The 12,847-nt window shown below is 50.8% G+C and carries 13 protein-coding genes; 8 read left to right on the top strand and 5 right to left on the bottom strand.

Going from position 1 to position 12,847, the window contains the following annotated elements:
* Positions 1–6 precede the first annotated feature (6 nt).
* Positions 7–990, top strand: coding sequence for a GlxA family transcriptional regulator (locus PsW64_RS17510; protein ID WP_063304398.1), 984 nt, complete (start codon positions 7–9; stop codon positions 988–990).
* 5 nt (positions 991–995) lie between these two features.
* On the opposite strand, the gene PsW64_RS17505 is transcribed toward PsW64_RS17510, so the two are convergent.
* On the bottom strand, positions 996–1,481 hold the full coding sequence (locus tag PsW64_RS17505; protein WP_063304397.1) for a RidA family protein: 486 nt from the start codon (positions 1,479–1,481) through the stop codon (positions 996–998).
* A gap of 81 nt (positions 1,482–1,562) precedes the next feature.
* Positions 1,563–2,537: a hypothetical protein gene (locus PsW64_RS17500; protein ID WP_063304396.1), complete on the bottom strand. Its 975-nt coding sequence runs from the start codon at positions 2,535–2,537 to the stop codon at positions 1,563–1,565.
* Between the two features lie 371 nt (positions 2,538–2,908).
* Here PsW64_RS17500 and PsW64_RS27185 point away from each other — a divergent pair, with 371 nt between their 5' ends.
* The 4 genes from PsW64_RS27185 (at position 2,909) to PsW64_RS17485 (ending at position 6,197) form a co-directional block, all read left to right on the top strand.
* Positions 2,909–3,220 (top strand): hypothetical protein, encoded by a 312-nt coding sequence (locus PsW64_RS27185; RefSeq protein ID WP_063300249.1) that lies wholly within the window; start codon positions 2,909–2,911, stop codon positions 3,218–3,220.
* A gap of 24 nt (positions 3,221–3,244) precedes the next feature.
* Positions 3,245–3,697 (top strand): cysteine rich repeat-containing protein, encoded by a 453-nt coding sequence (locus PsW64_RS17495; protein WP_057461724.1) that lies wholly within the window; start codon positions 3,245–3,247, stop codon positions 3,695–3,697.
* Between the two features lie 407 nt (positions 3,698–4,104).
* Positions 4,105–4,377 carry a hypothetical protein gene (locus PsW64_RS17490; protein ID WP_082830561.1) on the top strand — a complete coding sequence of 91 codons (273 nt, stop codon included), beginning with the start codon at positions 4,105–4,107 and terminating at the stop codon, positions 4,375–4,377.
* 41 nt (positions 4,378–4,418) lie between these two features.
* Complete coding sequence (locus PsW64_RS17485) at positions 4,419–6,197, top strand: M10 family metallopeptidase C-terminal domain-containing protein (protein WP_153042390.1); 1,779 nt, start codon at positions 4,419–4,421, stop codon at positions 6,195–6,197.
* A gap of 50 nt (positions 6,198–6,247) precedes the next feature.
* Here the strand turns inward: PsW64_RS17485 and PsW64_RS17480 are convergent, their stop codons facing one another.
* Complete coding sequence (locus tag PsW64_RS17480) at positions 6,248–6,844, bottom strand: DJ-1/PfpI family protein (RefSeq protein ID WP_063304394.1); 597 nt, start codon at positions 6,842–6,844, stop codon at positions 6,248–6,250.
* A gap of 240 nt (positions 6,845–7,084) precedes the next feature.
* On the opposite strand from PsW64_RS17480, the gene PsW64_RS17475 reads away from it, so the two are divergent.
* Positions 7,085–7,561, top strand: coding sequence for a hypothetical protein (locus PsW64_RS17475; RefSeq protein ID WP_063304393.1), 477 nt, complete (start codon positions 7,085–7,087; stop codon positions 7,559–7,561).
* Positions 7,562–7,599: 38 nt separating this feature from the next.
* Here the strand turns inward: PsW64_RS17475 and gltS are convergent, their stop codons facing one another.
* The gene (gltS, locus tag PsW64_RS17470) at positions 7,600–8,856 is read right to left on the bottom strand and encodes a sodium/glutamate symporter (protein WP_208980861.1); all 1,257 of its coding nucleotides are present in this window, start codon (positions 8,854–8,856) and stop codon (positions 7,600–7,602) included.
* Positions 8,857–9,019: 163 nt separating this feature from the next.
* On the opposite strand from gltS, the gene PsW64_RS17465 reads away from it, so the two are divergent.
* Complete coding sequence (locus tag PsW64_RS17465; protein WP_063304392.1) at positions 9,020–9,838, top strand: methyltransferase; 819 nt, start codon at positions 9,020–9,022, stop codon at positions 9,836–9,838.
* A 161-nt stretch (positions 9,839–9,999) separates the two neighbouring features.
* Positions 10,000–10,965, top strand: a complete 966-nt coding sequence (locus PsW64_RS17460; protein ID WP_063304391.1) for a 2Fe-2S iron-sulfur cluster-binding protein — start codon at positions 10,000–10,002, stop codon at positions 10,963–10,965.
* Positions 10,966–10,969: 4 nt separating this feature from the next.
* Here the strand turns inward: PsW64_RS17460 and PsW64_RS27980 are convergent.
* Positions 10,970–12,847 (bottom strand): putative bifunctional diguanylate cyclase/phosphodiesterase (locus PsW64_RS27980; protein ID WP_208980860.1); only part of this gene is annotated, 1,878 nt, incomplete at its 5' end.

The following is a 12,847-nucleotide window of genomic DNA, read 5'->3' as shown; positions in this document are numbered from 1 at the left end:
TTGAGCATGACTTCAACCATTGCGATTTTGCTGCTGGAGAACTTTCTGGGGCTCGCAGCCTTTGGGTCCGCAGACATGTTCAAGACTACAAACCAGATTGCAGAGGTGCGTGGCGACGAGGTCATGCCGTTTCAGGTCCAGACTTACTCATTAGATGGCGAGCCTGTTCGATCTTCAAACGGCATTTTGGTGACACCCGATGGCTCTTTAGAGGAGATTTTTGCGCCTGATGTGGTGTTTCTTCCCGGCATTGGCACGACCTCAGCGCCGCAATGCACGATCAGCACAAACTGGTTCCGTGGTGTTGCTGAGCAACTTCAACGCCATTCTCAAAACGGCAGCATCATTGCTGCGAGTTGTACCAGCACGTTTCTACTTGCTGAAGCGGGACTGCTGGAGGGAAAGCAAGCCACAACAACCTGGTGGAAGCAGAAGGAATTTAGCGCGGCTTATGAAGGTGTGGAGCTGGCCGGTGATGAAATTCTCGTTGATGCAGGCAATGTCATTACCAGCGCTGCGGGCACTTCCTCTCTGGACCTTGCACTACATCTCATCAACCGGCTGGAAGGCCCTGCCCTTTCCAGATTATGTGCGCGATTTATGGTTCTTGAAGAAAACCGAGGCTTGCAGCAGCCCTTCATGATCCCGTGGCATGAAAAAACACGGGATGAGACGATTGAACGTGCGGACCAATGGGTGCAGAACAACTTTTCCTCGCGCCCCCTCAAAGTACAGGAGCTTGCTGGCTTTTTGGGTATGAGCACACGCAGCCTGTTGCGGCACTTTAAGCGTGAACTGTCACTGTCTCCGCAGCAATTCATTTTGAACATCCGCTGTGAGCGTGCGAAGTCTCAGTTGGAGTATACGACGACACCAATAGTCACGATTTCTGAGGCACTGGGCTACTCTGACGAGAACGCATTTAGGCGCTCGTTCCTTGCGCAGGTTGGCGTCTCACCAGCCCAGTACAGGCAGAAGTTTCGCAGGTAAGCGCCTTAATCAGCAGGTGCTTTTTCTGGCACAATTGCAATCGCATCCACTTCAAACTCAATGATTTCCGTTGCGAGGACCGGCACTGGAATGAGTGTGCTTGCTGGTGGGCTGGCACCAAAGATTTCGCGGCGCTTTTTGTTGACATAGTCCAGTCTGGACTGGTCATGATCTTTAATCAGCACCGTGATTTTCACCGTGTCTTCCACGCTGCTCCCAGCAGCTTCGAGCGCTTTGATCAGGTTGTCGAACGTTCGGTCGACCTGTTCCTCAAAGGTGTTTGATCCATCCTTGGAAATGCCCACCTGACCAGCCACATATGCGATGCGAGCACCCGGAGCGACAACGACAATCTGCGCGTACCCAGACTTGGTTGAATCTGACAGGGTGTCAGGATTGATGATGGTCTTCTGGTCAGTCTCTGCAGCCAATGCTGAGCCACTCAACAAGATTGCAGCGCACATTGCGAAGGCTTTGCCTGTGGTTTTCATGGGGCACTCATTTCCTGATTGTGTTGTTCTGTTGTTGGCGGCATCTTGGCAAGCGGCCATTTACTCAGCTTGCGCCTAAGGTCACTTTTTGCCGGATTTGCCTTTGGGCGGTGCTTTTGCCTTGGGCTCCACCTTGAAGCAGGCTTTCATCTTTTCGACTTCGCCCTTCAGTTTCGGAATATCTGAGCGGACAGACTTCACCTTGCCGTTCTTGAGAGCCGTCTCGACCTTCTTGATCAACTTGTTTGCGGAGGCTTTGTGTTTGTTGAATTCGGTGACTTTGTCCGGATTATTCAAAGTACCCAGCTTGCCAGACAGGTTTTTGATGTTCTTTTGGGCATCCTCGACAGCAGCTTGATATTCTTTCTTCCGTTTGGCGATGTCCTCACTGTTGCCAGGTCGCAAATCGAGCATCACAGTTTTGGCTTCTTCCAACTCTTCTTCAGCTTCGAGGAATTTGTCAGCTTCCAACGTCTTCAAAGTTTGATCCAGCCCATCCCTGGCTTCTGAGTAGATGTCCTCAAACTCTTCTCGGGCGTTCTCATCCTGAATTTTTTCTTTTTCCTTACCCAGCTCGTCCAGTTCAGCCTTGGCAGCATCAATTTTCTCACGCAACTCGGCGTAGGCCTCTTCCGGGTCTTTTGCTGCGGAGTAATAAGCTGCTTCCAGCGCATCCCTCATGAACTCAAGCTGGTCCACGGCGTCACTGATTGCGCCTCCAGCATCGCCACTGCCCATACTGGCCTGTGCTTTGTCGATATTACTATCGACTGCAACATAGGCCTGATCAAAGTGTTGGAGGTGCACCGCAAGCTCTCGGTCAAGTTTCGCCTTGCCGGCAATCTCAGATCGCCTGGCATATGTATCCTTCAATGTTTTGCGTAGGTAATTGATGTGATCCGCGACAGGCGTTTTGCCATCAATGCGCAGGTTCTCTTTGGGTTCGCGCTCAAAATTTTTCGTCGGACCAGTCCACTTGAGGTTACAAGCGCTTAGTACATTTTCCACCCAGGCTTCGACCTCTGGTGACATGGTTTGTGCGTCTACATCCGGCATTCAGCAACTCCAGACCAATGCGGTGACAGCTTAATTTCTTTGCGACCCATTATGCTTAGCTAGAAAGCTCATGCCTCCATATATGAGAGTTTGAGTGAAAACAGCTTGAAGGAGATCTCTCAAGCTTTGAGCAAACTTGAAGCGTTCACCCCATAAAAACTTGATGCTGACTTGAACAGGTGCCCCACGAAGTGGCCTGAGGTTTTGTATGACTAAAACGCGAGTAGCCCCTGAAAGATAACTCTAACGTTTGTCCTTAAGCATCTTCAAATGCGTGGAAGCCGACGGCTGAAGCGATTGGCAAAAACCCAATGCACCCGTTCATCGGACTGGTTTGGTGCCAAAGACCACATCAACTCAGGGAAACAAACATGCGACTGAAACTACTCGCAGCAGCGGTCATCGCAGGATCACTCGGCTATACCAGCCAGATCGACTTTACCGAGCTTCCAACAGGCGTGGCTCTCCTCTTTTCTGTCGGCAAAGCTAACGCCCAAAACCCTCATCTCAATCAATCAAGACGCGTATCACGGCGAACATCTCGCAGAACATCCAGACGCACCAACTATCGTCAGTCCATATCTGGCTGCAGCCCATACAATTCTTACTACAATTGTGGCGGCGTCTATTACAGACCTGTCCTTCAAAACGGCGTGACTGTCTATATCGTTGTTAATCCGTAATTTTTCTATTCTGGAGACCCCAAAATGATTAAATCACTCGGAGCTGTCTTGTTCGGTCTTGGCTTGTTGGTTGCGGCCACCGGACACAATGCGATGGCGCAGGATACAGCAGGAAAGAATGCAGCCCAAGGCGTTTTTGAAGCCTGTGAACCAGAGATAAAATCTCATTGTAAGGAAGTGACACCCGGAGAAGGTCGCATTTTTGCATGCATGTATGCCTACGAGGATAAACTCAGTAAGCAATGCTCCACTGCGATTGATGATTTCGCCGATGCCCTGGACTTTTTCTTCGCGAACGCCAGACAGGCTCTGGCAATTTGTGCTCCAGATATTGAAGCTCAGTGTTCAGAAACAGAAGTTGGCGGTGGTCGTGTTCTAACCTGCCTGAGTGAAAAGCAGGACAAGGTTGGCGCTGAGTGCAAAGAAGTGATCGAAGTCTTCAGTGAGAAGTTTGGCCTGAAAGACGAAGACTCTTGACTGCCGTAGCGTAGGTTGCTGGCTGATTAGAAAAACAATTAATCAGCCAGCTCATCCACGTGAAATCTAATGAATAAAACTAACTCAACCACCATAGGCGCAATATAATTACATTAATTGACGTAATTTTAGTTGATAATAATACATGATAAATCTACCTAATCTATCATTTATGCCAGATCTTTGATGAATAATGCTTTTTGCATGTATTCACCTAAGGATATTTCGTTTTTCTGCCCCTACGTCAACTGTTAGAAAATTCACGTACGCATGATCATTACATAATGTGTGGGAGGCCATCGGTAGACGTCATTTCTACCGGTCATGAATAACTATTGTTTGTTGCCTGACCTGTGTTTTGCTCTTCTCTGATGGTCCATGAGCTTTTGAACTGGATGCTGTGACACATGAAGAACGCCAGATTGCTTATTGCGGTTGTTGCTTTCTGTTTCTCCGCTTTCGGCGTGAGAGCCTCAATGCCGGTTAATCCTGACCGGCCCTACTCAGACCCCACTTGTTCCTATGCCATTGAACGGTTGAAGGAGGCTGTGGCTGGCAGCCCCTTGCAAAGTAGCAAGGAGCAACAGCGGACTGTTCAATATGCCATTGAGCAAGTGGAACGTGCGTGCCTGGAAGATGCTGGGCGGACGGACGACCTTCCGAAGCCCCAGCGAAAATGAACTCATTCATCTGAATGTCCATTTTAAGCTGGAGAAACATAATGACAAATCTCTATGAGACCAGAGATGCCGCAGACGACGCGTCTACATCCTACCGTTTGAGGGACACGGGGCAGGATGCGCAGGGATCGGACAACAATATCTTCGAGACAGTTCAGGGCACTATTGCCAGTGACGGCGACCACGACTGGTATGAAGTTGAGCTGGTTGCCGGGCAGACTTACACCTTTGCTGCTATTGGCACTTTTGATGGCGAAAGCCGCTTGGTGGACCCTTATTTGCGCCTGCGGGATTCCGATGGGAATCTGTTGGTGGATGACGATGACGGCGGACCGGGCACGCACTCCACCATTACGTTTACCGCAGCAACCAGCGGGACTTTCTATCTTGATGTGGCGTCCTATGGTGATGAAGGCACCGGCCAGTACGGCTTGTCTGCTGTGGAAGGCGACAAAGCTTATTATGACGGCAATATGGGTGCTGGTGCTTTGCTTCGCCCTGGCCTCTCGTGGAGTGGACCGGGTACAGCAGCGACAGTGACTTATGGCTTCCGTGAGAACAACAATGGGGTTGAAGACACGTTTGCGCACGTCACTGATGAGCAGATTGCAGCTATTGAGAAGGTGCTGGCCTCCTACTCAGAAATTGCCAATATCTCGTTTGATCGGGTAAACCCGGACGGATACACCGACGATGCGACCATGCTGTTTTCCAACTACAACTCCACCACGGATGGTGCTGGTGCCTATGCTTATTACCCAGGTTCGCCGGAGGCTGGTGAAAATGAAGGCGACGTTTGGCTGAACACGAACAGTGTCTCAACCGATGAGTTGCCAACCGGCTCTTACAGCCACTTTGCTGTGATGCACGAGATCGGTCATGCTGTGGGGCTGGCGCATCCGGGGGACTACAACGCTGGTCCGGGTGTTCGAATTACTTATGATGAACATGCTCAGTTCCGTCAGGATACGCAGCAGTATTCTGTGATGAGCTATTTTGATGAGAGTAACGCCGATTCCAACCTCGGCTACGGTGGCTTCCCGGACACGCTCATGCCGCTGGATGTGCTGGCACTTCAGCAGCTTTACGGGGTGAATATGACCACCCGTGCGGATGACACGGTCTACGGCTACAACTCCAATGCTGGTGGTGCCTATGACTTTTCCGAGGGGATGCCCAGCGCGGTGACCATTTGGGATGCCGGTGGCAATGACACCATCGACATGTCAGGTGCTGGTAAGGTCAATCAAATGATCAGCCTCATTGATGGCTCCTTCTCCGATGTGGGTGGTGGCCTGAGTAATCTAGCGATTGCTTACAATGCCGTTATTGAAAACGCGATTGGCAGTGGCGGTAATGACACCATCATCGGCAATGCGGCTGGCAATACTCTAGTTGGCAAAGCTGGCAATGATACGCTGCTCGGCAACGGTGGCAAGGACAAGCTGATTGGCGGAAACGGTCACGATACCCTGCGTGGTGGCTCTGGCAATGATGTGCTGAAAGGCGGTGCCGGGGACGATACTCTGGACGGAGGCTCCGGTGCGGACAAGTTGATTGCAGGTGCTGGTGACGACACGCTCACAGGCGGTTCAGGCTCAGACAACTTCTGCTTCTTCAATCTGGGAGGTGATGACACCATCAACGACTTTGAACTTGGCAGTGATCTCATCATGATCAAGAGCCGCATGGCAGAGTTTGCCAACCTCGCCATCTTTGATGATGGCGGAGATACCGTGATCACCTTTGGAACAAACTCCATTTCTCTGGTGAATGTGGATGCTGCACTCCTTGGCGAAAGCGACTTTGCTTTCGTGTAGTCAGCAGAAACTGGTCAGTGCCCTATCAACCCAGGGCACTGACTCAGTGTTTAAGAGGTCGCCTCAGCCATTGCCGGTTCCAAATGCTCTGCACCAAGCATGGCCTTAAACTGCTGAAGAGCATCAGTGGCGAGCCCGGCGGCTTCAAGAACAGCTGCTGAAAAAGATACCGGGGCCGTTCCTGGAGCGGAGATCACGCCACGATCCGAGATGGCGGATGCACTTGACTGGTAGTGTACAGCACCTTTGTAGTTTTTTGCATTTTGCTGCAGGAATTCTGCGTTGTTTGATGTGTGTCTCGCTTCATTTAGCAGACCTGCTCTGGCAAGTGCCAATGTGCCACCGCAAATTCCAGCAACAGCACCACCGCGTTCGTGGTGAGCCCTGAGCAGATCTGCGATATCCGGAGCCTGTTCAGTTTCCCAGATTGTTCCCCCAACAACGACAATAACGGTCGGTTCAAACGTTCTGATCTCATCCAGTTTACGCGAGACAATCGCAGCGAGCCCGCCTTGCGACTTCACTTCACCGACCTGAGGGGTGAAGAACTCAACCTGCATGCCGAAAAACGGGCCGCCAGTGCCAGCAATCAATGCGTATTCCCAATCAGCAAAGCCTTGGGTGAGGATCACTGCAATCTTCGTCATTTCAAATATCCTTTTGAGCAATCATCCGGGTTGATCGCCATCACTTATAATAGATTCTGTTCACTATATGTTCCAGAGACAGGATTGGCTATCCCTTTCTTATGAGAACGACAAAACAGATGCTCTTTCTTCCATATAAGCAGATTTCTTTGATCTGAACTACCACGTCAGATCCTAGGGATTTAGGTCTTGGCTGAGATGTGTTGCCCTGTGACTTCAAGTTGAGTTGGGGAGGCATAAATGGGGCAATGGAAACTTCCTGTTCAGGCTGCGATTGCGGCACTGATGATGGGGTGTGCCACGTTTGTTGCCTTTGCAATTGATGGCAAACCGCCACAGCATTATCCAGAGCTGGTCGGGCAATGGGTGGTGATCAAGAAAGATGCTGTTTACTGGCATCGGGATATCCAAAGTCAGGAGAACGGACCTTCTCATTTGCGAATAGATGAGCAAACAGGGCCGGTGCTGGAGGGAGTTTTCTTCTGGCAGGTCAGTCCCGGGTCCGGGCGAGATCATGATGGGCGGTCCGAGGTCTCAAAATCCAAAGAGCCTGTGATTGGGATGATCGGATGGGATGGCGAGTCCATTACACTTGTTGAGCACCCTGACACAGGCACTATGCAGGGGCGCATGATAAACTCTGACACAATGGAGCTGGTGCACTATGAGGCCGGACCGTATGCAACGATCTCGCGATATTTGCTCGTGCGACCTTAATTACTCCAGCCATGTTTTCAGCTTTGACTTCATGCTCATCAAAGCGCAATCAGGTTTGAGATCACCCAGGTATTCATCAGGTCAATGAAGAAGCCGCAGGTGAGTGGCACAATGAGGAATGCTTTAGGCGATGCACCAAACTGACGGGTGACGGAGGTCATATTCAACACGGCTGTAGCGGTGGAACCGAGCGCTATCCCGCCAAAGCCTGCTGCGATAACGGCTGCATCATAATCCTTGCCCATGGAGGTGAAGACGATAAAGAGTGCATAGCTAATGGCAAGCGCGATTTGCAGAGACATCACCAGTGCGACGAAGCCCATAAACTGCCAGACCACCAACAGGTCCATGGTCATCAGCGCGATGCTGAGGAAAATACCGAGGCTGATGTCTGAGATCATCGCCATGCCTTTTTCGCGGCCAACATTGTCGTAGTTGCGAAACAGCAGGCGGCCCACGTTGTTTATGATGATGCCTGCGACAAGAATTGGCACGAATACCGGAATAACGACACCAGCTTCCTGCAGGCCAAGATACATCATGTAGCCGATGAAAATTGCCATGTTTATGAAGAAGACGGCGCCCAGAACATCGTAGTAGTGCAGATTCAGCTTACCATCATCCTTGAAATTCTGCCCGACAGCTTCGTCTGTGCTAAGGGATCCTGCCAGTTTATGCCGTTTCATGAGGTACTGAGCAATTGGTCCGCCGATGATACACGCAGACACGATGCCAACAGTGTTACAGGCAATGCCGATCTCCTGCGCATTTGCGACGCCAAGTTCTGAAGCAAAAATTGGTGCCCATGCAAGCGTTGTCCCTACCCCACCGGATAGCGAGACTGACCCGGCGATGATACCTGTGTGTACCGGATAGCCATAGACGCTGGCCGCCCCCATACCGACAAAATTCTGAACGCCAAGGAACACCGAGGAGATGATGATGAGAATGATAAGTGGTTTGCCACCTGTAAGAAGGTCACTCACCTTTGCACGAAGGCCAATTGCCGCGAAGAAGTAAATCAGAAAGAAATCAATCGGTTCTGTCGAGAATTTAAGTTTTACACCCCACCAGACCGTCAGCACAGTAACAAGAATGGCGCACAGCAATCCGCCAGCCAGAGGGTCAGGAATCGTCAGTTTGCGAAGGGCTACACTTTTTCGAACGAGCTCTCGTCCGACAAACAAAACAAGGATTGCAATTGTGATTGTCGTAAATGGATCAATCTCAATTAGCTCAGGTTGCGCACCTTCCATACGGGCCTCACTGTTCACCAGCCTTGGTTCTATCAGCATGACCTCACTTCCCGTTTAAAAGTGATCTGCGTATTTTAATCGGGGTGATCCATTTTATTTACTCTGATGCGGCAACAAAACCTTATGTATTGCGTAGATTTTCGAGAATTTCTTGTGTAAGGAAGACCTTCAATTTCAATATTACAGCGGCTCAACTGTCCCCATGACTAAACTAGACAATGAAGCACTTGCTGACGCATATAACCGGGCTCTGGATCTGGAAAAAGCAGGCAAGTTTGACGAGGCTGCTAAGGCCTACAAAGCAGTTCTGGAGTTAGATCCGGAAGATCATGGTGGCGTGGCCGTTCGCCTGGCAAGTATGGGCAAAGGAAATGCGCCGCTCAAAGCGCCGGATGCTTATGTGAGCACGCTGTTTGATCAGCATGCCGAAGTGTTCGACATGGTTCTGGTGGATCAGCTTGGCTATTCCGTTCCACTGATGGTGCGTGACAAGATTGAAAAGCTGGAACTTGGCTCCTTCAAACGTTTGCTGGACCTTGGTTGCGGGACTGGCCTTTCCGGCGAAGCCCTGAATAACCTGGTACCCCATAAAACCGGCGTGGACATTGCCGAGGGGATGGTTGAAGTTGCGGATGAGAAGGAAATCTACGACGACCTTTACGTGGGTGAAGTGGTTGAATTTCTCAAGGTTGAGGAAGAAGAGCGCTGGGACCTCATCGTCGCGACTGATGTGCTGCCCTACATGGGCGAGCTGGAAGAGTTTTTCGCCGGTGTAGCGGACAACATTGAAGCCAATGGTGTCTTTGCATTTTCCTCTGAGACACTTCCTGCAGAGGAGTTAGGCGAGCAGAACTTCATGGTGGGCAAGTACCATCGGTTTGCACATGCTGAGAGCTATGTTCGGAACTTGCTGGAGAGCAGTGGTTTTACCATTCTTGATCTTTCGCCAATCACCGTTCGCTTTGAACAGGGTGAACCAGTTCCGGGTCATCTGGTTATTGCAGCCTACAAGAAGAGCTGAGGGCGTAAAAATAACTAGATAAAGTCAGGTGACTATTAATTGTTAAAATTGTATTAATGTCGCGAATGACTTAGTTTTCCCCCTAGGAAATAAGCGTGCAGTTCTATAACTTGCACAACCGTAGATACGTCCGTCACATACGCGGAGCAACATGGGTGCCCATGACCAGTCTTAATATCAATGGCAGATCAATTGATGCCAAGCTTGGTGAAACACTTCTAGAAGTCGCTGAGCGTGGTGGACTAGCTTTGCAGTGTGACTGCGGGAATAGCACTTGTGAAAGCACGCGTGTTACTGTGATTTCCGGTGAGGTGGAAGCCAATGGCTCTCGACTGAAAAGTACCGTTCTTGCTTGTAAGGCAACGGTTGCTGGCGATGTTGAGCTGAAGCTGCCCGCATCCTCTGAATTGCAGTCGCTTAAGGGGCATGTCTCTGCAGTGCGGAAGGTTTCGGATGACCTTTTCGAACTGCGCCTGAGCTTTACCAAGCCGATTTCATGGCGTCCGGGCCAGTATTACCATGTTGAGTTTCGTGGTCAGGAGCGGGTGAACCTGTTTGCCAGTTTTGCTCTGGATGCCGGGACTGAGTTCAATACGCTGATCTTCCTCATAGAACGGGCCAACACCCCTGATCTCTTCGCAATGCTTGCGAAGAAGGGCGATGTGAAGGGGCGGGTTGGCATCACCGGTCCTTATGGCTCTTCCTTCCTTGGGCATGATGACGAGCCGCTGATTATGGTTGCCGGACCGAACAGCCTACCTCCGATCTGGGCGATGGCTTTGAGTTCTGCCATGGGGCAGCCGCGCCGTGAGAAAGTGCTCATTCTGGATCAATCCCTGAAGCAGGACCAGTTTCAGCAGGTGTTTAACTGGCTAAACCGCCGCGGCATACAGCCAACCTTTGCGGACTTGCAAGGTGATGGCGCAGCTGAAACCCTGCAGGTACTGCTGCCAGATCTGACCGAGTTTGACATGGCTTATATGGCTGGTTCACGCGATTTCATTGCCGGCCTTGAGCATGTTTTCATAGATGCGCAAGCCACTTACGGACGCATTCCAAACTTTCAACCGTGGGATGATGCAGTCGAGCAAGTTGATGGCTCCACCGCGATGGAACCTGCTGAGTGACGATTTAGCCTGCGGCTTTCTTGGTCAGTTTTGAGTTGTTGACCTGCGCTTCCAGCGTGACGCCGCGTGCTTCTTCCAGCATCCAGAAGAGCGCCTGATTGGGAGGTGCAGGCTTGCCAAAGTAATAGCCCTGCGCTTCAGAACATCCCATTGCCGTCAATTGCTCTGCGATCTCTTTGCTTTCAACGCCCTCTGCTGTTGTTGTGATGCCGAGGCTGTTTGCAAGATCGATGACGGAGTTGACGATGAAGCGGGAGTCATCATCTTCAGTCATACTCATCACAAAAGACCTATCGACTTTGATCCTGTCAAAGGGGAAGCGGCGGAGTGTACTCAGTGAAGAATAGCCTGTCCCAAAGTCATCCATGGAGATCTTAACGCCGATTTGTTGCAGCTTCGCCAGTGTCTGACGCACACGCAGATGATCTGCCAGTAACACAGTTTCTGTCACTTCCAGTTCAAGCCGACCGGGATCCAGACCCGTACGAGCCAGCACATCATCGACAACAGGTAGAAGCTGTTCGCAGTAAATTTGACGGGGTGACAGGTTAACCGCCAAGTTCACCCGCTTGGGCCAACCGACAGCCAGAGAGCAGGCTTCATCCAGTACCCATGTCCCGATTTCCAGGATCAGACCCGTTTCTTCTGCCAGTGGAATAAACTCGAATGGTGAGATGAAACCGTAGCGTGGGTGGTTCCAGCGCAGTAGTGCTTCGAACCCGGAGATTTCGCCGGTTGCCAAGATGACCTGTGGCTGGAAATAAACCTCCAGCTCCCGATTTGCGGTGGCTTTATAGAGGTCAGTGATCAATGTCTGACGCTGCTTAATCTTGGCAGCCATATCATCTTCGAAGAAGCGGAAGGTGTTTCGACCATCATTTTTGGCCTGGTACAAAGCAAGGTCAGCAAAACGAATGAGCTCATCCACGTTTTGATATTCCTTGCTGAATGTGGCGATACCGACACTCGCGGCGACCACGATTTCATGTCCTTCCAGGAAACATGGAGAAGCGATGACTTTCAGCACTTCTTTGGCAAGCTGTTCCAGATCTTCACGAGAAGCAGGCAACTTAGATAAGATCGCGAACTCATCACCGCCGAGACGGGCGACCATTTCTTTGTTAGCCACCTTTTCTCGCAGGATTTTTGCGACGTGGCACAAGAGCTTATCGCCAACTGCATGACCCAATGAATCATTGATGGTCTTGAACTCATCAAGGTCCAACCACAAAATGCCGAAGTGCTCATCTTGTGCCAGAGCCGCTTGTTTCATCTCTTGCAAGCGCTCATTCATCAGCAAACGATTGGGCAGTTTGGTCAAGGCATCGTGCGTTGCAAGATAGCTCAGGTGATCACTGATGCGCTGCCTGTCGGTGATGTCTTCGAAGATCGCAACCCAGCCGCCGCCATCTTGCGGTTCCAATGTCATCAAGATCACCTGCTCACTTTGCAAAGTGAGTGTAAATGTGCTGCGAACGGTGCTCGGCCAGTGTTGTTGTGCGACGGAGTTTTCGCCATCATCCTGCAAAAACTCCTGGGCCAAAGGCATACATTGGACCATTTCATCCCATGTCATGCCAATTTTACCCTCGCCTTGTTCACAAGCGAAGATGTCATCAAAGCGCTGATTGAACACAATCAATCTTTTCTGTGTATCGAACATACACAACCCATGGGACATGTTGTTCAATGCAGCGTCGAATAACGTATTCTGCTTCACCAATTCCTGTTCTTTTTTGCGCAATTCCTTGTTCTTGCGCTGGATGTTGAGGCGCAAACTGTCACGCTCCCGCGCAGAGGCCTGGAGCACTTTGACGGCGCGGGCGATTTCTCCAACTTCATCCATCCTTCTGGTGCCCTCTACCCGCACATCAAAGTTGCC

Source organism: Pseudovibrio sp. W64 (assembly GCF_001623145.1).
In the GTDB taxonomy this organism is placed as follows: Bacteria; Pseudomonadota; Alphaproteobacteria; order Rhizobiales; family Stappiaceae; genus Pseudovibrio.
Note: the sequence above shows the minus strand (reverse complement) of the source record. Positions and strands in the feature narration are given on the sequence as shown.

What these genes read in the sequence shown, in the direction of transcription:
- PsW64_RS17510 (WP_063304398.1), top strand. Translation starts at nt 7, where the DNA reads ATGACTTCAACCATTGCGATTTTGCTGCTGGAGAACTTTCTGGGGCTC.
- PsW64_RS17505 (WP_063304397.1), bottom strand. Translation starts at nt 1,481, where the DNA reads ATGAAAACCACAGGCAAAGCCTTCGCAATGTGCGCTGCAATCTTGTTG.
- PsW64_RS17500 (WP_063304396.1), bottom strand. Translation starts at nt 2,537, where the DNA reads ATGCCGGATGTAGACGCACAAACCATGTCACCAGAGGTCGAAGCCTGG.
- PsW64_RS27185 (WP_063300249.1), top strand. Translation starts at nt 2,909, where the DNA reads ATGCGACTGAAACTACTCGCAGCAGCGGTCATCGCAGGATCACTCGGC.
- PsW64_RS17495 (WP_057461724.1), top strand. Translation starts at nt 3,245, where the DNA reads ATGATTAAATCACTCGGAGCTGTCTTGTTCGGTCTTGGCTTGTTGGTT.
- PsW64_RS17490 (WP_082830561.1), top strand. Translation starts at nt 4,105, where the DNA reads ATGAAGAACGCCAGATTGCTTATTGCGGTTGTTGCTTTCTGTTTCTCC.
- PsW64_RS17485 (WP_153042390.1), top strand. Translation starts at nt 4,419, where the DNA reads ATGACAAATCTCTATGAGACCAGAGATGCCGCAGACGACGCGTCTACA.
- PsW64_RS17480 (WP_063304394.1), bottom strand. Translation starts at nt 6,844, where the DNA reads ATGACGAAGATTGCAGTGATCCTCACCCAAGGCTTTGCTGATTGGGAA.
- PsW64_RS17475 (WP_063304393.1), top strand. Translation starts at nt 7,085, where the DNA reads ATGGGGCAATGGAAACTTCCTGTTCAGGCTGCGATTGCGGCACTGATG.
- gltS (WP_208980861.1), bottom strand. Translation starts at nt 8,856, where the DNA reads ATGCTGATAGAACCAAGGCTGGTGAACAGTGAGGCCCGTATGGAAGGT.
- PsW64_RS17465 (WP_063304392.1), top strand. Translation starts at nt 9,020, where the DNA reads ATGACTAAACTAGACAATGAAGCACTTGCTGACGCATATAACCGGGCT.
- PsW64_RS17460 (WP_063304391.1), top strand. Translation starts at nt 10,000, where the DNA reads ATGACCAGTCTTAATATCAATGGCAGATCAATTGATGCCAAGCTTGGT.